General features: G+C 71.2%; 13 protein-coding genes. 6 read left to right on the plus strand and 7 right to left on the minus strand.

All coding sequences use genetic code 11. The features are described from left to right. Positions 1-2 precede the first annotated feature (2 nt). Positions 3-299 carry an Asp-tRNA(Asn)/Glu-tRNA(Gln) amidotransferase subunit GatC gene (gene gatC / locus GA0111570_RS08750; protein WP_092609415.1) on the minus strand — a complete coding sequence of 99 codons (297 nt, stop codon included), beginning with the start codon at positions 297-299 and terminating at the stop codon, positions 3-5. 278 nt (positions 300-577) lie between these two features. On the opposite strand from gatC, the gene GA0111570_RS08755 reads away from it, so the two are divergent. Together GA0111570_RS08755 and GA0111570_RS08760 are read left to right on the plus strand one after the other, a co-directional pair. After that, on the plus strand, positions 578-1,183 hold the full coding sequence (locus GA0111570_RS08755) for an ACT domain-containing protein (protein ID WP_092609418.1): 606 nt from the start codon (positions 578-580) through the stop codon (positions 1,181-1,183). Between the two features lie 8 nt (positions 1,184-1,191). Further along, positions 1,192-1,737 (plus strand): hypothetical protein, encoded by a 546-nt coding sequence (locus tag GA0111570_RS08760; protein WP_092609421.1) that lies wholly within the window; start codon positions 1,192-1,194, stop codon positions 1,735-1,737. Between the two features lie 3 nt (positions 1,738-1,740). On the opposite strand, the gene GA0111570_RS08765 is transcribed toward GA0111570_RS08760, so the two are convergent. From GA0111570_RS08765 to GA0111570_RS08785, 5 genes are all read right to left on the minus strand, one after another. Next, on the minus strand, positions 1,741-1,959 hold the full coding sequence (locus GA0111570_RS08765) for a hypothetical protein (protein WP_092609424.1): 219 nt from the start codon (positions 1,957-1,959) through the stop codon (positions 1,741-1,743). 30 nt (positions 1,960-1,989) lie between these two features. Next, the gene (ligA, locus tag GA0111570_RS08770; RefSeq protein WP_217634102.1) at positions 1,990-4,113 is read right to left on the minus strand and encodes an NAD-dependent DNA ligase LigA; all 2,124 of its coding nucleotides are present in this window, start codon (positions 4,111-4,113) and stop codon (positions 1,990-1,992) included. Positions 4,114-4,254: 141 nt separating this feature from the next. Then, complete coding sequence (locus tag GA0111570_RS08775) at positions 4,255-5,259, minus strand: uroporphyrinogen decarboxylase/cobalamine-independent methonine synthase family protein (RefSeq protein WP_092609430.1); 1,005 nt, start codon at positions 5,257-5,259, stop codon at positions 4,255-4,257. Beyond that, complete coding sequence (gene mnmA / locus GA0111570_RS08780) at positions 5,256-6,341, minus strand: tRNA 2-thiouridine(34) synthase MnmA (protein ID WP_092609434.1); 1,086 nt, start codon at positions 6,339-6,341, stop codon at positions 5,256-5,258. Before mnmA ends, GA0111570_RS08775 begins: the two co-directional genes overlap by 4 nt. Before the next feature lie 46 nt (positions 6,342-6,387). Continuing rightward, positions 6,388-7,587, minus strand: a complete 1,200-nt coding sequence (locus GA0111570_RS08785) for a cysteine desulfurase family protein (RefSeq protein ID WP_092609437.1) — start codon at positions 7,585-7,587, stop codon at positions 6,388-6,390. Between the two features lie 117 nt (positions 7,588-7,704). Between GA0111570_RS08785 and glgX the strand changes: the two genes are divergently transcribed. After that, positions 7,705-9,900, plus strand: a complete 2,196-nt coding sequence (gene glgX / locus GA0111570_RS08790; RefSeq protein ID WP_092609440.1) for a glycogen debranching protein GlgX — start codon at positions 7,705-7,707, stop codon at positions 9,898-9,900. 210 nt (positions 9,901-10,110) lie between these two features. On the opposite strand, the gene glgP is transcribed toward glgX, so the two are convergent. Beyond that, entirely contained in the window at positions 10,111-12,666 is a 2,556-nt protein-coding gene (gene glgP, locus GA0111570_RS08795; protein ID WP_092609443.1) for an alpha-glucan family phosphorylase, read from the minus strand. A gap of 126 nt (positions 12,667-12,792) precedes the next feature. Between glgP and GA0111570_RS08800 the strand changes: the two genes are divergently transcribed. The 3 genes from GA0111570_RS08800 to GA0111570_RS08810 are packed head-to-tail and all read left to right on the plus strand — an operon-like array spanning position 12,793 to position 18,356. After that, the gene (locus GA0111570_RS08800; RefSeq protein WP_245703092.1) at positions 12,793-15,132 is read left to right on the plus strand and encodes an alpha-1,4-glucan--maltose-1-phosphate maltosyltransferase; all 2,340 of its coding nucleotides are present in this window, start codon (positions 12,793-12,795) and stop codon (positions 15,130-15,132) included. Positions 15,133-15,142: 10 nt separating this feature from the next. Further along, positions 15,143-16,918 (plus strand): maltose alpha-D-glucosyltransferase, encoded by a 1,776-nt coding sequence (treS, locus tag GA0111570_RS08805; RefSeq protein WP_092609449.1) that lies wholly within the window; start codon positions 15,143-15,145, stop codon positions 16,916-16,918. Then, entirely contained in the window at positions 16,899-18,356 is a 1,458-nt protein-coding gene (locus GA0111570_RS08810) for a phosphotransferase (protein WP_092609452.1), read from the plus strand. Before treS ends, GA0111570_RS08810 begins: the two co-directional genes overlap by 20 nt. Position 18,357: the final 1 nt, after the last annotated feature.

The raw sequence follows: 18,357 nt of genomic DNA on the forward strand, positions 1-18,357 counted from the left end.
GCTCACTGCTCCTCCCCCAGGATCCGCGGGACCCGGAACCGGCCGTCCTCGTGGTCGGGCGCCATCGCCAGGACCTCGGCCGGCGGCAGCGACTCCGCCACCGCGTCGGTGCGGAACACGTTGGTCATCGGCACCGGGTGCGAGGTCGGCGTCACGTCGGCCGTGGCCACGTCGGCCACCCGGGCGACCGACTCCAGGATCACGTCCAGCTGCGGGGCCAGATGGGCCAGCTCCTCCGCTGAGAGGTCGATGCGGGCCAGCTGGGCCAGCCGCGCCACCTCGTCTGGGCTCAACGCCACGGTGCTACTCCTTGCGTACGGATCGACGGCGTACGCCCTCGCGGGTCGTACGAACCCTCATCCTAGGGCCGATCGACAACGTGGCCGGTCCGTGCACGCGGATCGTACGGGTCCCGCAGCCGCCGCACAGCCCACCGTGGGGCTGCCCGCGCCGGTCCGGGCCGGCACAGATGACACCAAGGTAAAGATCTGTCGACACACAGGCGACAGATGCGTCCGAATGCGCTCGGCAGCGATCCGCCGGGAGACAATGGGGCGTGTTCCTGATGCGAGTATCCATGCCCGATCGTCCCGGTGCCCTCGGCGCCGTCGCCTCCGCCGTCGGAATGGTGGGCTGCGACATCAAGTCGATCGAGATCGTCGAGACCCAGGACGGCCACGGTATCGACGACTTCATGCTCGACATCCCGACCGGCGTGCTCCCCGACACCGTGGTGAGCGCCTGCCAGGAGGTGTCCGACGTCCACGTCCTGTGGATCTCCCGGCACCACGACAGCGGCACCCTGCAGAGCGACCTGGAGACGCTCGAGCAGATGACCCGCGACCCGCAGCATGCCGCCGAGGTGCTGGTGGACAGCGCACCCAGCGTCTTCCACTGCCAGTGGGCCGTGCTGGTCGACCGGGCCGCCACGCCGATGACGATCTCCTACGCTACGGCGATGGCCCCCGACCTGGACGGTGAGGTGCTGGCGTCCGTCGGTGACCTGGCCACCGCCGGATCGGCGGAGGTGCCCTCCGGCTGGGTCCCGGCCTGGAGCGAGTCGACCCTGGCCTGGGCCTGTATCGGCAACGAGCGGGCCATCATGGTCGGTCGCACCGGTGGGCCGGACTGGCTGCCCTCCGAGATCGCCCGGCTGCGTCACCTGTCCGCCCTCGCGGCCTGAGCCGGACGGTGCCGGCGGAGGCCCTCGTCCCGGTCTGGCTGGTCGAGTTCCTGGTCGCCGCCGCGTACGGGGTGGTCGGCGCCGTCGTCCCGGTGTTCAACGCCGAGGCGTACGCCATCGCGGCCGGAGCCCTGCACCCGGCCGGTTCGGCGTTCGCGATCCTCGGGGTCACCCTCGGCCAGAGCATCGGCAAGATGCTGATGTTCTGGGGCGTACGCCGGGGCAAGGAGTTGCGCTTCTTCCACGCCGGGCCGGCCACCGGCGGCGCGGTCGAGACCCCTCCCAGGGCCGAGGCCGAGCTGGGTACCGTCCGGCGCTGGTGGTCACGTACGGTCCGGGTCTCGCTGCGGCTGGTCGGTGACACCCGCTGGGGGCTGCCGCTGATCTTCCTGGCCTCGCTGGTCGGCTTCCCGCCGCTCTACCCGGTGGTGCTGGTGGCCGGCGCCTCCCCGATCCCGGCGGCGAGCTTCGCGCTCACGATGACCGTTGCACGGGGCCTGCGCTTCGCCCTGCTGGCCTGGGGCGGCACCGGGCTGGTGGCGCTGCTCGCCTGAGCGTCAGAGCAGGGCGCCCTTGCCGGTCATCATCCAGTAGAAGACCCACCAGGCGGTGACGAGCACGGCCAGGGCCACCACGAACACCACGCTGACCACGACACGCTGGCGGCGCTTGCTGCGCGTGCTGGGCACCAACGTGGGACCCCACTCGCCCAGGCGTGGACGCACCCGGGCAGGCGCATCACCGTGCAGGTCGGGGTCGGAGAAGAGCTTGGCCACGCCACGAGCGTACGTCGCGTGGCCCAGCGCTCAGTCCTCGACCAGTGGCAGGCCCTCGGGGCCCTCGTCCAGCAGCCGCTGGAAGTGCTCGGCGGCGATGATCGGCCGGCCGAGGTCGCGGGCCTTGTCGGCCTTGGAGCCGGCGCCCTCGCCGACGACGACGTAGTCGGTCCGCTTCGACACCGACCCGGCCGCCTTGGCCCCACGGGCGACAACCGCCTCCTGCGCCTCGTCACGGCTGTAGCCCGGCACCGTGCCGGTGACCACGATGGTCAGCCCGGCCAGGGTCTGCGGCTGCTCCGCGGCCCGGGCCTCGGCAGCGGCGTACGTTCCGAGGACGCAGCCGGCGGCCTGCCACTTGCGGACGATCTCGGCCCGCCAGTCGGTGGCGAACCATTCCCGGATCGCCGCTGCCGTCACCGGCCCGATGCCCTCGGCGCCGGCGAGCTCCTCCTCGGAGGCGTCCCGCAGCGCCTCCACCGAGGGGAAGGCCGCGGCCACGTCGGGGGCGTTCCCCTTGCCGATGTGCCGGATCGACAGCGCCACCAGGAACTTGGCCCAGGGCCGCGTCCGGGCGGCCTCCAGGTTCTCCAGCAGCTTGGTGCCGTTGGCCGAGAGCACCCGGCCGGTGGTACCGGCCTTCTTCTCCCGGGCGTTGGCGTTGCGGGTGTAGAAGTCGGTGCGCAGCAGGTCCTCGGCGGTCAGGTCGAACAGGTCGCCCTCGTCGGTGATCAGGTGGGCGGCGAGGATGGCGTCCGCGCCCTTCTCCCCCAGCATCTCGATGTCCAGCGCCGCCCGGGAACCGAGGTGGAACAGCCGCTCGCGAAGCTGGGCGGGACAGGAGCGCTGGTTGGGGCAGCGCAGGTCCTTGTCCCCCTCCTTCTCGTACGCGAGTTCGGTGCCGCACTCGGGGCAGTGCGTCGGCATCACGAACGGGTGCTCGGTGCCGTCCCGCAGGTCGACCACCGGGCCCAGCACCTCGGGGATCACGTCGCCGGCCTTGCGCAGCACCACGGTGTCGCCGATCAGCACGCCCTTGCGGACCACCTCGGTGGCGTTGTGCAGGGTGGCCTGGGCGACCGTCGACCCGGCGACCACGACCGGCTCCATCACCGCGTACGGGGTGACCCGACCGGTCCGTCCCACCCCGACGCGGATGTCGAGGAGCTTGGTGGTGACCTCCTCCGGCGGGTACTTGTAGGCGATCGCCCATCGCGGGGCGCGCGAGGTGAAGCCCAGCCGGTCCTGCAGCGCCCGGTCGTCGACCTTGACCACCGCGCCGTCGATCTCGTGCACGAAGTCGTGGCGACGCTGGGCGACCTCCTCCACGAACGCCCAGACCTGCTCGCTGTCGTCGACCAGCCGGGAGTACTGGCTGACCGGCAGGCCGAAGTCGGCGAGCACCTCGTACGCGTGGGACTGGCGGGCCAGCTCCAGCCGGGTCCCGGGCTCGTCGGAGCTGGCGCCCCAGCCGTGGGCGGTGAAGCCCAGCCGGCGTGACCGGGTCACCTCCGGGTCCTTCTGGCGCAGGGATCCGGCTGCGCTGTTGCGGGGGTTGGCGAAGGGCGCCTTGCCCGAGGCGACCAGCTCCTCGTTGATCCGCCGGAACTGCTCCAGCGACAGGTAGACCTCGCCGCGCACCTCCAGCAGGGCCGGCACGGGCTGCCCGGAGTGGGAGACCAGCCGGTCGGGGATCACCTGGATCGTCCGTACGTTGGCGGTCACGTCCTCCCCCACCCGGCCGTCGCCGCGTGTGGCGGCGCGGACCAGCGCGCCGTCCTCGTACACCAGGTCGACCGCCAGCCCGTCGATCTTCAGCTCGCAGACGAAGCCTCCCGCGCCCGGATGCTCCCCCAACCGGTCGACGGTCCGGTCGACCCAGGCGAACAGCTCCTCCTTGCTGAAGACGTTGTCCAGGCTGGTCATCGGCTGCAGGTGGGTGACCGGGGAGAACGTCGCGCCGGTGGGCGCCCCGACCTGCTGGGTCGGCGAGTCGGGGGTCCGCAACTCGGGGAACCGGTCCTCGATCTGCTCCAGCTCGCGCATCAGCGCATCGAACTCGCCGTCGGAGATCGTCGGGGCATCCAGCGCGTAGTAGCGGTGCCGGTGCTCGGTGATCTCGGTCGCCAGCTGGTCGTGGCGTTCGCGGACCACCTCGTCCGGCGCGGCGGCGGGGTCCGCGGGCGAGACGGGGTCCGAGGGCGAGTCAGGATCCGAGAATGGGGCAGCAGGGTCCGGGCGGGAGTCGGTCACGGGCCCCAATCTAGTGAGGACGCCGCCGGATCGGCACCAGGCTCAGCGGGCCAGCTCCTCGTCCACGATCGCGGCGGCGGAACCGAGCCGGCGCAACAGCTCGGTCGCGGGACGTACGGTCCAGCCCGCCAGCCCGCAGGCGGGGGTGAGTACCACCTGGTCTGCGATCGCCGGCCCGAGCTCCAGCGGGCGCAGCACCCCGAGGGCCTGACGGGCGAGCGCGTCGACGGTCGGCAGCACGTCCGGCACGGCGGTGGGCGCCACCCCCAGGTGCAGCACGAGCCCGCCCTCGAGCAGGGCTGCGAGCTGGTCCAGGTCGGGGCGCGCCAGCATGTCGGCGTCCACCCCGATCCCGCCGATCCCGGCCGCGACGAGGTCACCGATCCCGGCATGGCGGGCACACGAGTGGACCAGGGTGGCGGCCCGGGCGGTGCCCCGGGCGACGACTTCCTCGACCAGCACCCGCAGGTGCTCGGAGGTCTCGTGGGCGCCCCAGGCCGGGTAGCGGCGCAGGCCCGACGCCGTCGGGACGGCGCCCTCGCGGACCGATCCGAGCAGCGGTTCGTCCCACTGGATGCCGACCTCGGCGCCGGGCACCCGGCGGTGGACCTGGCTGACCAGGTCCACCGAGGCCTCCACCAGCGCATCGCGCAGGTCACGGGTCGCGCCGGCATCGCCCAGCACCCGGCCCCCGCGGGGCAGCTCCACGGCGGCGGCGAGGGTGAACGGGCCGGTGAGGGTGACCCTCAGCGGGCCCGCGAAGCCCTGGGACTGCTCCTCCAGCACGTCCAGGTCCTGGCGCAGCAGCGAGCGGGCCCCGCGCTGGGCCAGCGAGCTGCCGTCGGTCAGTCGCCAGCCGGCCGGCTGCAGGTCGAAGGCGAGCGCTCGGATCGCACCGCACGTGCGGCCGACCATGTCGGAACCCGGCCCGCGCCCGGGCAGTTCGGGCAGGTAGGCGCCCGTGGGCAGTTCGCCCAGGGTGAGGCGGACGGTGGCGGCCATGTCCGCGCCGGGCCAGGAGCCGACGCCGCTGTGGGTGACGCTCATGCCGCGGCCCGATGTGCGGTGGAGTCGATGGTCGCCGAACCGACCACCCGGTCCTGGTCGTACAGCACCACGGCCTGTCCGGGGGCGATCCCGTGCGCGGCAGCGTCCAGCAACACCCTCACGCCGTCGTCGCTCGCCTCCACGCTGCAGCCGAGCGGCTCACCGTGGGCGCGGACCTGGACGCTGGCCCGCCACCGGCCGGGACGCTTCGGGCCGGCCCAGCTGGGCCGGCCGGCGGTGATGGTGTCGACCGCCAGTGCCTCGTGCGGCCCGACCGTCACCGTGTTGGTGACCGGGCTGATGTCCAGGACGTACCGGGGGCGGCCGTCGGGGGCGGGGATGCCCAGGTGCAGCCCTCTGCGTTGCCCGACGGTGAAGTGGTGGGCCCCGTCGTGCCGGCCCACCTCGGTGCCGTCGGCGTCGACGATGGCGCCCTCGGCCGTGCCGAGCTCGCGGTCCAGGAACGCGGCGGTGTCCCCGTCGGGGATGAAGCAGATGTCGTGCGAGTCCGGCTTGCTCGCCACCGTCAGCCCGCGGGCGGCGGCCTCGGCGCGCACCTGCGACTTGGGCGAGTCGCCCAGCGGGAAGAGCGAATGTGCCAGCTGCTCGGCGGTCAGCACGCCCAGCACGTACGACTGGTCCTTGTCCGGGTCGACCGCCCGGTGCAGCTCGACGCCGTCGGGCCCCTGGACCAGGCGGGCGTAGTGACCGGTCGCCACGGCGTCGAAGCCGAGCGCCAGCCCGCGGGCCAGCACCGCGGAGAACTTGATCGACTCGTTGCAGCGCAAGCAGGGATTGGGCGTACGCCCGGCGCGGTACTCAGCGATGAAGTCCTCGACCACGTCGACCCGGAACTCCTCGGACAGGTCCCAGACATAGAACGGGATGCCGAGCGCGTCGGCCGCCCGCCGGGCGTCATGGGAGTCCTCCAGCGAGCAGCATCCCCGCGCCCCGGTGCGGAACGACTGGGGGTTGCGGGACAGTGCCAGGTGCACCCCGGTGACGTCATGGCCGGCGTCGACCATCCGTGCCGCCGCCACGGCGGAGTCCACTCCGCCCGACATCGCCGCCAGAACCTTCATCGCCGGTCTCCTCCCTGATGGTGCCGACCGATGGTAGCGCGGGCCCTCACCGCCTGGATCCGAACGTCGCGCCGCGGGCCCGTCGGGCCCGCTCGAGTGCCTCGGGCAGCACCCGGAGCAGGGTGTCGACGTCGGCCTCGCCGGTCTCGGCGCCGAAGGAGAAGCGCAGGGTGGAGCGGGCCTCGTCCTCGGCCAGCCCGGCGGCGAGCAGCACGTGGCTGGTCCGGCTGACCCCGGCGGTGCAGGCCGACCCGACCGAGGCGTCGACGCCGGCGGCGTCCAGCAGCAGCAGCAGGTCGTCGGCCTCGCAGCCGAGGAAGGCCACGTTGACCAAGGACGGGCTGGCGGTCTCCGGCAGGTGGGGGCGTACGTCGGGCAGTCCGGCCAGTCCGTCGAGCAGCCGGGTACGCAGGCGCCGCCATCGGGCGGCGTGCTCCTCGAGCCGGGCCACCGCCTCGACCACCGCAGCGGCAAATCCGACGGCGAGCACCGGCGCGAGCGTGCCCGAACGGATCCCCCGCTCCTGGCCGCCGCCGAAGACGATCGGCGCCGGGGACACGCCACGGCGGACCAGCAGGGCGCCGATACCTACCGGGCCGCCGACCTTGTGTGCCGTGACCGTCGCCAGGTCAAGCCCGCTGGCCGCGAAGTCGAAGGGGACGTGCCCCACCGCCTGGACGGCGTCGGAGTGCGACCAGGCGCCTGCGCTGCGGCAGGCCTCGGCGAGGGCCTGGACCGGCTGGACCGCGCCGGTCTCGTTGTTGACCCACATCAGGGATGCCACGGCGGTCTCGCGCCCGGCCGCACCGGCCAGCGCCCCGGCCAGGACCGCCGGGTCGGCGATGCCGTCGGGACGGACCGGCAGCCGGTCGACCACTGCCCCGTCCCGGACCAGGGCGGGGACCAGGTCGTGCAGGGCGTGGTGCTCGATGCTGCTCAGCAGGACGCGCGGGCGGCCGTGCGGCTCGCCGGGGCCGGCGGCACGCCGGGCGATCCAGGACCCGTGGACGGCCAGGTTGTCCCCCTCCGTCCCGCCCGAGGTGAACACCAGTTCCGTAGGATGGGCACCGAGGGCCGCGGCGACCTCCTCGCGGGCCTCCTCGAGCACGCGGCGGGCAGCGCGTCCGCTGGCGTGCAGGCTCGAGGCGTTGCCCACGAGGCCCGATCGCGCCCACATCGCTGCGGCAGCGGTCGCGGTGAGTGGGCTTGTGGCGGCATGGTCGAGGTACGTACGTGGAACGTCCATCGTGTCCCTTTCGACCGAAAACAGAACTGTACGGTATTCTCGCATGGCTCTTGGCCAGTCGATCCCACGGCAACGGCGCCGGCCCGCGACTGTCCCATCCGAATCTAAGGACGTGTCATGAGTGGCGTCACCCTTCCGGCTCCCACCGACTCCAGCGTGCTCGGCGCGCGGATGCTCGACGGCGGTGTCCGCTTCGGCTTGTGGGCGCCCCGGGCCACGCGTGTGGAGTTGGCCCTCGTCGCCGCCCTCGACCGCAGCCAGAAGAACTTCGACATGGACCGCGGTGAGGACGGCGTCTGGACCGTCTTCGTTCCCGGCGTCCCGGCCGGCCAGCAGTACGGCTACCGCGTCCACGGCGAGTGGTCCCCCGAGACCGGTGAGCGGTACAACCCGGCCAAGCTGCTGCTGGACCCGTACGCCCGGTCCATCACCGGTGGCGTCGACTACTCCGGCCCGATCCTGGACCACACCGCCGAGTCGGACTACCTGCCCGACCCGATGGACTCGTTCGCCTCGGTGCCGCTGAGCGTCGTGGTCGCCGACACCGCGCCCCCCACCCCGATCGCGGCGCGTCGCCCGCTGTCGGAGAGCGTGATCTACGAGGCCCACGTCAAGGGCCTCACCCACCTGTACCCGGCCGTCCCCGAGCACCTGCGCGGCACCTACGGCGGCCTCGCCTACCCCGCGGTGATCGAGCACCTGCAGGACGTCGGGGTGACGGCGATCGAGCTGCTGCCGGTGCACCACTTCGTCTCCGAGCCCTTCATCATCGGCCGGGGCCTGGTCAACTACTGGGGCTACAACACCCTGGGCTACTTCGCCCCCCACGCGGCCTACTGCTCGGTCGGCACCCGCGGCGAGCAGGTGGCGGAGTTCAAGTCCATGGTCAGTGCCCTGCACGAGGCCGGGATCGAGGTGATCCTCGACGTGGTCTACAACCACACCGGCGAGGGGGGCCACGAGGGCCCGACGCTGTCCTGGCGTGGCATCGACCACGGCGCCTACTACCGGCTCACCTCCGACATGCGCAACGACTACGACGTGACCGGCTGCGGCAACTCGGTCGACACCTCCCAGCCCGGCGTGCTGCAGATGGTGCTGGACTCGCTGCGCTACTGGGTCACCGAGATGGGCGTGGACGGCTTCCGCTTCGACCTGGCCACCGAGCTGATCCGCAACGACAAGCACTACGTCGTCCAGGAACACGAGTTCAAGCAGTTGGTCGCCGCGGATCCGGTGCTGCGCGACATCAAGATGATCTCCGAGCCGTGGGACATGGGCCCGTACGGCTACCAGGTCGGCGCCTGGGGACCCGGGTGGAGCGAGTGGAACGACAGGTTCCGCGGCTACACCCGCGACTTCTGGCGTGGCGCCGTGCACGGGGTGCAGGAACTGGCCACCCGGTTGTCCGGGTCCGGTGAAATCTTCCAGCACTCCGGACGGCTGCCCGATGCCTCGGTCAATTTCGTCACCGCCCATGACGGCTTCACCATGCGCGACCTGGTCACGTACGACGTGAAGCACAACAACGCCAACGGCGAGGCCAACCGCGACGGCTCCGACGACAACCGGTCGTGGAACTGCGGCGTGGAGGGCGAGACCGACGACCCCGAGATCAACGCGCTGCGACACCGCCAGGTCCGCAACATGATGGCGACCCTGCTGCTGTCCACCGGCGTCCCGATGATCACCGCGGGGGACGAGATCGGCCGGACCCAGATCGGCAACAACAACGCCTACTGCCAGGACTCCCCGATCTCCTGGGTGCACTGGGACACCTCCGAGGAGTGGGCCGACGTGACCGAGCTGGTGCGTACGCTCACCAGGCTGCGGGCGGACCACCCGGTGCTGCGGCCCTCGGAGTGGCGCAACGGCGAACCGGTCCTCGGTCCGGAGGGCCAGGACCTGGGACGCAAGAACCTCGCCTGGTTCGACGGTGACGTGATGGAGATGGACGAGGAGGACTGGCGCGACGGTACCCGCCGGACCCTCGGCATGTACGTCTCCGACGAGACCGAGGCGTTCCTGGTCTGGGTGCACGGCGGCGAGGAGCCGACCGAGGTGCCCCTGCCCGGCACCCCCTGGGCCGAGAGCTACACCGTCGTCGCGCACACCGGAGAGCCCGACGAGCTGCCGGTCGGCCCGCTGCCCCACGGGGCCGGACTGGGCCTGCCCGGGCGTTCGGTGACCGTGCTGGCGGTGACCCTCCCGAGCCCCGAGGCGCTGCTGCCCGCCGAGGCCCTGGCGGACGTCGACCCGGTCGGCGCCGAGGGACAGGTCGGACTCTCCGACGACGAGGCCGAGGAGGCCTGAGCCCGGGCCCGACTGTCCTGCAGGACCGACCAGACCCGACGGTCCGGCCACCACGGCCCAGCAACAACGGCCCAGCAACAACGGCCCAGCAACAACGGCCCAGCAACAACGGCCCAGCAACAACGATCCGACCACGACGGAGGCCGGCACCCCGCGGGGTGCCGGCCTCCGTCGTCCGGCGGGGCGCGCCTGCGGTCGGCGCGCCGACCGTCAGTCGGTCGAGAGGGCGGCCAGGCCCATCTCGGCGATGTTCGACAGCTGGTCGTGCCTGGGCACGACCCGGCAGGTCACGCCGACCGAACCCGGCCGGTCCAGCTCGATCGTCGCCCGGTAGCGACGGGCTCCGTCCACCACCTCGCCAGCGGTGGCCGTGATCGTGCGGATCGAGTGCAGCTCGTCGTCGTCGTCGACCTCGCCGACGACCATCTGGACGTCGACGTCGTCGGGGGTGAGCTCGCCGAGGTTGACCAGGGCGTTGATCTCGAGGGCAGTGCCCAGCGACATCGCGCTCTGCTCCAGCCCCTCGACCCGCGAGACCGAGACCTGCGGCCAGGCTGCGCGGATCCGCTGCTTCCATGCGGCGGTGTCGGCCGCGGTACGACCCTGGGCGATCTTGGCCGAGGCCTTCGCCGTCGGCACGTACATCGTCTCGGTGTACTCACGTACCATCCGCGAGGCCAGGATCTTGGGGGTGAGGCCCGAGGTGATGTCGCGGATCATCTGGATCCACTTGGTGGGCAGCCCGTTGCCGTCGCGCTCGTAGAACCGCGGGACGATCTCGTTCTCGATGATGTCGTACAGTGCCGCGGCCTCCTGCGCATCGCGCTGGTCGGCGTTGGCGATGTTCTCCATCGAGGGGATCTCCCACCCGAACTTCGGGTCGTACCACTCGTCCCACCAGCCGTCCCGGACCGAGAGGTTGGCGGCACCGTTCATGGCGGCCTTCATCCCCGAGGTGCCGCAGGCCTCCTGCGGGCGCAGCGGGTTGTTGATCCACACGTCGCAGCCCGGGTAGAGCGGGCGGGCCATCGACATGTCGTAGTCCGGCAGGAACACCAGTCGCTCGCGCACGTCCGCCGCGTCGGCGAAGCGGACCATCTCCTGGATCAGGCCCTTGCCGATGTTGTCGGCGGGGTGCGCCTTGCCTGCGATGACGATCTGGATCGGGCGCTGCGGGTCGTTCAGCAGCTTCTTGAGCCGCTCGGGATCGCGCAGCATCAGCGTCAGGCGCTTGTACGAGGCGGCGCGGCGGGCGAACCCGAAGGTCAGGATGTTCGGATCCAGCGCATGCTCGACCCACTCGGAGTTGCCGGAGAGTCCCCGGTTCCGGATCGAGGCTGCGAGGCGCTCGCGGGCCATGTTGACCAGCTCGCCACGCATCCGCTGCTTCAGGCTCCAGATGGTGTTGTCGTCCACCCGGTCCAGGGCGGACCAGTCGTAGCCGTCGATGACGGTCTCGCTGTCACCGGTGGGGGTCTCCAGCAGTTCCAGCAGGCCGGAGTGGATCCAGGTCTTGTGGTGCACGCCGTTGGTGACCGACCCGATCGGGACCTCGGAGACGTCGAAGGAGCGCCACAGGCCCTGGAACATCTCCCGGGACACCTCGCCGTGCAGCTGGGAGACGCCGTTGGCACGCTGCCCCAGCCGGAAGCCGAGCACGGCCATGTTGAACACGCCGTGGTCACCCCCGACGTAGTCCTCGGTGCCGAAGGCCATGATCTGGTCCAGCGGCAGCGGAGCGAAGTTGCGGAACTGGTCCACCACCATGTCACGCGGGAACCGGTCGATACCGGCCGGCACCGGGGTGTGGGTGGTGAACAGGGAGCCTGCCCGGGTGTACTCGACGGCGGTCGGGAAGTCGATGCCGTCGTTCATGTACTCGCGGATGCGCTCCAGGCCGAGGAAGCCGGCGTGGCCCTCGTTGGCGTGGTACACCGTCGGGGTCGGCTCGCCGGTGATGCGGCAGTACTCGCGCAGCGCACGGACGCCACCGATGCCCAGCAGGACCTCCTGGGCCAGCCGGTGCTCGACGCCGCCGCCGTACAGGCGGTCGGTCACCGAGAGCGCGGCGTCGGAGTTGCCCTCCACGACGGAGTCCAGCATCAGCAGCGGGACACGCCCGACCTGGGCGATCCAGATCCGGGCCCGGTAGGTCTCCTGGCGCAGCGGCACCTCGACGGTGACCGCCTCGCCGTCGGCGTCGCGCAGCAGGGTCAGCGGCAGGTCCAGGGGCGCGAGGAGCGGGTAGCGCTCCTGCTGCCAGCCCTGGGCGTCGAGGGACTGGCGGAAGTACCCGTGCCGGTAGAGGAGGCCGACACCGATGATCGGCACCCCGGAGTCGGAGGCCGCCTTCAGGTGGTCGCCGGCGAGGATTCCCAGGCCGCCGGAGTACTGCGGGAGCACCTCGGAGACACCGAACTCGGCGGAGAAGTATGCGATCCGCTCCGGGGCGTCCTCGACGTCCGCGGAGTACTTCTGGTACCAGCGGTCCATGGTCAGGTAGTCGTGCAGGTCCCGTTGGGCGTACTCGACCTGTCGGGTGAACCGGGTGTCCTTGGCGAGCGACTGGAGTCGCCCGGCGTCGATCTGGGACAGCATCTTGCGGGGATCGTGACCCGTGGACTCCCACAGGGACGGATCCATCGCCCGGAACAGCTCCTTGGTCGGCCCGTTCCAGTACCAGGAAAGGTTGAGGGCCAACTCCTCGAGGGGCTTGAGGGACTCGGGCAGCACGGGATGAACCGTGAATCGTCGGATTGCTCGCACGGATGCAGCCTATCGGCCCGGCCGACCCGTCTCGCACCTCGGAGCCGCAACTTGCCACGGGGCCACCGACCGCCCGATCAGACCCCCTTCCTGTTCACCGGCCTCGGGGCCCGCTAGGTTGGACCCGTGACTCCCGAGATGCCCTCAGACGAGACCACCACCCCGCAGCCGACCGCCAAGGCCACGACCCGCAAGGCCGCCGCCAAGAAGAGCCCGGCCAAGAAGGCCGCGACGAAGAAGGCGAGCACGACCGCGCGCAGGTCCACTTCCACGGCCGCGGCCACGGAGACCGACGGCACGACGCCGGCGACAGCAGCGGCCGCACCGGCCGACGCCCCCGCACCGGCGGTCTCCGACACGCCGGTCGCCGGAGGGAAGTTCCCGGCCCGGCACACCCCCGAGGAGTTCGCCGCCGACACCCCCGCGGCACCGGCCCCCCGGACCGAGCTGTCCGCGGTCGAGCCCGGGGCCCCTGCCGTCGGCAGCCGCTTCGGGCGCATCCCGGTGACGGATGTCTCCCCCGTCCTTGCCGGTGGCGCCTACCCCGCGAAGGCGGTGGCCGGTGAGGCGTTCCCGGTCCGCGCCACTATCTTCCGCGAGGGCCACGACGCTGTCAGCGCCTCGGTGATCACCATCTCCCCGGAGGGCGAGGAGACCCGGACCGACATGCAGCGCGCCGGTACGCCGGGGCTGGATGGCTGGGAGGCCTGGGTCACGCTGCCGACCGAGGGTGACTGGCGCTTCCGCGTCGAGGGCTGGGACGACCCCTGGGCCACCTGGCTGCACGCGGCCGAGATCAAGCTCACCAAGAAGATCGACGTGGACCTGGTCTGCGCGGAGGGACAGCTGCTGCTCGAGGGCGCGGCACTCCGCGCCGAGCAGGCCGGCAAGCGCTCCGACGCCGCGGTCCTGCGCGGCGCCTCGATCGCCCTGCTGGCCGAGCGCCCCGTCGACGAACTGGTCGAGCTGATCGACAGCAACGGAGTCCGCCGGGCGATGCGACTGCACGGGCCCCGCCTGCTGGTCTCCCCGTCCCCGGAGTACCCGGTGCGCGCCGACCGGGAGCGCGCCCTCTTCTCCAGCTGGTACGAGTTCTTCCCGCGGTCCCAGGGTGCCTACCAGGACGAGGACGGCCTGTGGCACTCCGGCACCTTCGCCGGCTCGATCGAGCGGCTCGAGGACGCCGCGGCGATGGGCTTCGACGTGGTCTACCTGCCACCGGTCCACCCGGTCGGCCAGGCCTTCCGCAAGGGCCGCAACAACACCCTGACCCCGGAGCCGGGCGACCCCGGCTCGGTCTGGGCGGTGGGCTCCGCCGAGGGCGGGCACGACGCGATCCACCCCGACCTGGGCACCTTCGAGGACTTCGACAGGTTCGTCGGTCGGGCCAAGGAGCTCGGCGTCGAGGTCGCCATCGACCTGGCCCTGCAGGCCTCGCCGGACCACCCCTGGGCCAAGGAGCACCCCGAGTGGTTCACCGAGCGCGTCGACGGCACCATCGCGTACGCGGAGAACCCGCCGAAGAAGTACCAGGACATCTACCCGATCAACTTCGACCGCGACCCGGAGGGGATCTACCACGAGGTCCTGCGGATCGTACGGCTGTGGATCGACCACGGCGTGACGATCTTCCGCGTCGACAACCCGCACACCAAGCCGCTGAACTTCTGGGCCTGGCTGCTGGCCGAGGTGCACCGGACCAACCCCGAGGTGCTCTTCCTCGCCGAGGCGTTCACCCGCCCGGCGATGCTGCAGTCGCTGGGTCGGATCGGCTTCCACCAGAGCTACACCTACTTCACCTGGCGCACCGAGCGCTGGGAGCTGGAGGAGTACGTCAACGAGCTGGCCTACGAGACCGCAGCGTGGGTGCGGCCGAACTTCTTCGTCAACACCCCCGACATCCTGCACGCGTACCTGCAGTACGGCGGCCCGGCGGCGTTCACCATCCGCGCCGTGCTGGCGGCCACGCTCTCGCCCAGCTGGGGCATGTACTCGGGCTACGAGCTGTTCGAGCACGAGGCCGTACGCCCGGGGTCGGAGGAGTACCTCAACTCCGAGAAGTACGAGTACCGCCCGCGCAACTACGACCAGCAGCCCAACCTGAAGCTGCTCGTCGGCAAGCTCAACGCCGCACGCAAGGCCCACCCGGCCCTGCAGCGGCTGCGCAACATCCAGTTCCAGAACTCGGAGAACCCGCAGGTCATCGCCTACATCAAGCGGACCGGCGAGGGGGACGACGCCGACGCGGTGATCGTGGCGGTGAACCTGGACTCGCAGCACACCCAGGAGTCGACGATCCACCTCGACATGGGCCTGTTCGGGCTGGGCGAGGCCGACAAGCTCCGCGTCCGCGACGAGCTCACGGGACAGGAATTCGACTGGGGGGCCCACGACTTCGTGCGGCTCACCCCGCAGCAGCCGGCGCACGTGCTGGCTGTCATCTCGACCGAACAGCACCAGGACTGACCGGGGGACCATGACGGCGGCAGCCGATACACAGTGGTTCAGGACCGCTGTCTTCTATGAGGTGATGATCCGCAACTACGCGGACTCCGATGGCGACGGCATCGGCGACCTCGCGGGGCTGGCAGATCGCCTCGACTACCTGCAGTGGTTGGGGGTGGACTGCCTGTGGCTGCCGCCGTTCTTCCCGTCTCCGCTGGCGGACGGCGGCTACGACATCAAGGACTACCGCGGGGTGATGCCCGAGCTCGGGACGCTCGACGACTTCCGTACGTTCGTCGACAACGCCCACGAGCGAGGCATCCGGATCGTCATCGACTTCGTGATGAACCACACCTCGGACCAGCACCCCTGGTTCCAGGAGTCGCGCCGGGACCCCGAGGGTCCGTACGGCGACTACTACGTGTGGCGCGACGAGGCCGAGGAGTACCTCGACGCGCGGGTGATCTTCGTGGACTCCGAACCGTCGAACTGGAGCTACGACGAAGTGCGCGGCCAGTACTTCTGGCACCGCTTCTACCACCACCAGCCCGACCTCAATTTCGAGAACCCCCGGGTCCTCGACGAGATGCTGTCGGCGCTGCGCTTCTGGGCCGACATGGGCATCGACGGGTTCCGGCTCGACGCGGTCCCCTACCTGGTCGAGGAGGACGGGACCAACTGCGAGAACCTGCCCGGCACCCACGACCTGCTCAAGGCGGTGCGCCGCGAGCTGGACGAGCACTACCCGGGAGTGGTGCTGCTGTGCGAGGCGAACCAGTGGCCGCACGACGTGGTGGAGTACTTCGGGGATGGGGACGAATGCCAGATGGCCTTCCACTTCCCCGTCATGCCGCGGCTCTACATGGGGCTGCGCCAGCAGGACCGGACCTGCATCTCGGACATCCTCGCCGACACCCCGCCGATCCCGGAGGGATGCCAGTGGGGGACGTTCCTGCGCAACCACGACGAGCTGACGCTGGAGATGGTCTCCGACGAGGACCGCGAGTACATGTGGAACGAGTACGCCCCCGATCCGCGGATGAAGTGCAACATCGGGATCCGTCGCCGGCTGGCCCCCCTGGTCGACGGGGACCACACCCGGATCCGGTTGCTGCACGCCCTGTTGCTCGCCCTGCCCGGTTCCCCGTGCCTCTACTACGGCGACGAGATCGGGATGGGCGACAACATCTGGCTGCACGACCGGGACGGGGTACGGACCCCGATGCAGTGGCGCGACGCCCCCGGCGCCGGCTTCTCCACGGCGGAGGAGAAGGACTTCTACCTACCGCTGATCGTGGACCCGGAGTACGACCGCTCGATGGTCAACGTCGAGGCGCAGATGATGGATCCGGGCTCGCTGCTGCAGTGGGTCCGGGCCATGTTGGTGATCCGCCGCGCCCATCCGGTTTTCGGGACCGGCGACTTCACCGACCTGGGCGGGGACAACACCGCGGTGTTCACCTTCCTGCGCCACGACGCGCACGAGACGCTGCTGTGCCTGAACAACCTCTCCCCCGAGCCCCAGTCCGTCAGCCTGGACCTGTCTGCCTATGCGGGCCGTACGCCCCGGCACCTGGCCCGCGACGAGGTGCACCCGAGGATCGGCACCGAGCCGTACACCATCCAACTGCCCGGCCACGGCTTCAGCTGGCTGGTGCTGGAGGAGCAGGAACAACTGCCGCCGGTCGTGATGGCGGCTCCGGCGGTGTCGCCGGGAACACATCGCGAACACGCCCACAGCGGCGGGTCCCGACGCCATGATGGACAGAACCCCCAGGAGGCAGCACGTGGTCGACAGCTTCGATGACCTCGCGACGCGGGCCCTCGGCTCGGCCCGGTGGTACGCCGGCAAGGGGCGGCCGCTGCGCATCATCGCCGTGACCGCGCTGCCGTGGTACGGCGAGGGCCCGGGCCGTCCCGGAGCCGACGAGGGCACCGGCCTGGTCGGCGTCCGTCCCGTGCTGGTCACCGTCGGGCATGACGACGTGCGACCCGCGGACGTCGACACCTACCAGTTCCTGCTGGCGGTCAGGCACCCGGGCCGGGCCCCCGCGCCCGGCTCGTACGGAACCTGCGCCGATCGCCGGGTGACCGACAGCCGTGAGCCGCTCGAGGTCGCGGATGCGACCCAGGACCCGGAGGCGATGGCGATGGTGCTGGCCGCGATCTCCACCGCCGAGAAGCCGGACCCGACCCCGGGTGGCACGATCAGGCACCACTCACTGGTCGAGCTGCCCCACACCGACCTCTCCCCCCACCCGTTCCGCGGGGAGCAGTCGAACACGTCGGTCTTCTTCGGCGACGCCCTGATGCTGAAGGTCTTCCGGCGGCTGGAAGCGGGCCACAACCTCGACATCGCGGTGCACGCGGCCCTCGGCAAGGACAACGCCAGCTCCACCGCGGTGCTGTACGGCTGGACCGAGGGCCACTGGCGCCACGGCACCGACGAGACGACCGCCGACCTCGCCATGCTGGTCGAGCGCTTCCGCGAGGCCGAGGACGGCTGGGACCTGGCCTGCGCGGCCTGCACCGCCGGGGAGGACTTCGCCACGGAGGCCGCCGCCCTCGGACGTGCCCTGCGCGAGGTCCACGAGGGGCTGGCCCGGCACTTCCCCACCGCCCGGGTCGATGCCGGCCCGATCGGGGCGCGGATGGGCGAGCGGCTCGACCAGACCTGTGGCATCGCACCGCAGCTGCTGCCGTACGGCACGGGGCTGGGCGCGATCTTCGCGGCGCTGGACGAGCACGTGCTGGACGTCCAGCACGTGCACGGGGACTTCCACCTCGGCCAGGTGCTGCGCACCCCCGACGGCTGGCGCGTGATCGACTTCGAGGGCGAGCCGCTCAAGACGCTCACCGAGCGATGGGCCCCCGATTCGCCGTGGCGCGACGTGGCGGGCATGCTCCGCTCCTTCGACTACGCGGCCGCGACCGGCGCCCAGCTCCGCACCAGGGCAGCGGCCGCCGCCGGTGACCCCGGCTCCGCCGGACCAGGGCTCACGCCGCGCCAGTGGCGGCAGAATTGCCGAGACTCGTTCCTCGAGGCGTACCACCAGGGCACCCCGACGGGCTTCGATCTGGCAGTCTTGCGAGCGTACGAGGCCGACAAGGCCGTGTACGAAGTCGTCTATGAAATCCGCAACCGTCCCGACTGGGTATCCATCCCGCTCGGCGCGGTCGCGGAGCTCGTCTCACCGTCGCCGATCACCAACGACGGGCAGTCACCGATCCATGAGGAGAAGTAAC

Source organism: Raineyella antarctica, from assembly GCF_900092135.1.
In the GTDB taxonomy this organism is placed as follows: domain Bacteria; phylum Actinomycetota; class Actinomycetes; order Propionibacteriales; family Propionibacteriaceae; genus Raineyella; species Raineyella antarctica.

Coding starts and splice junctions, on each gene's coding strand:
- GA0111570_RS08755 (WP_092609418.1), top strand. CDS start 578: ATGCCCGATCGTCCCGGTGCCCTCGGCGCCGTCGCCTCCGCCGTCGGA.
- GA0111570_RS08775 (WP_092609430.1), bottom strand. CDS start 5,259: ATGAGCGTCACCCACAGCGGCGTCGGCTCCTGGCCCGGCGCGGACATG.
- mnmA (WP_092609434.1), bottom strand. CDS start 6,341: ATGAAGGTTCTGGCGGCGATGTCGGGCGGAGTGGACTCCGCCGTGGCG.
- GA0111570_RS08785 (WP_092609437.1), bottom strand. CDS start 7,587: ATGGACGTTCCACGTACGTACCTCGACCATGCCGCCACAAGCCCACTC.
- glgX (WP_092609440.1), top strand. CDS start 7,705: ATGAGTGGCGTCACCCTTCCGGCTCCCACCGACTCCAGCGTGCTCGGC.
- treS (WP_092609449.1), top strand. CDS start 15,143: ATGACGGCGGCAGCCGATACACAGTGGTTCAGGACCGCTGTCTTCTAT.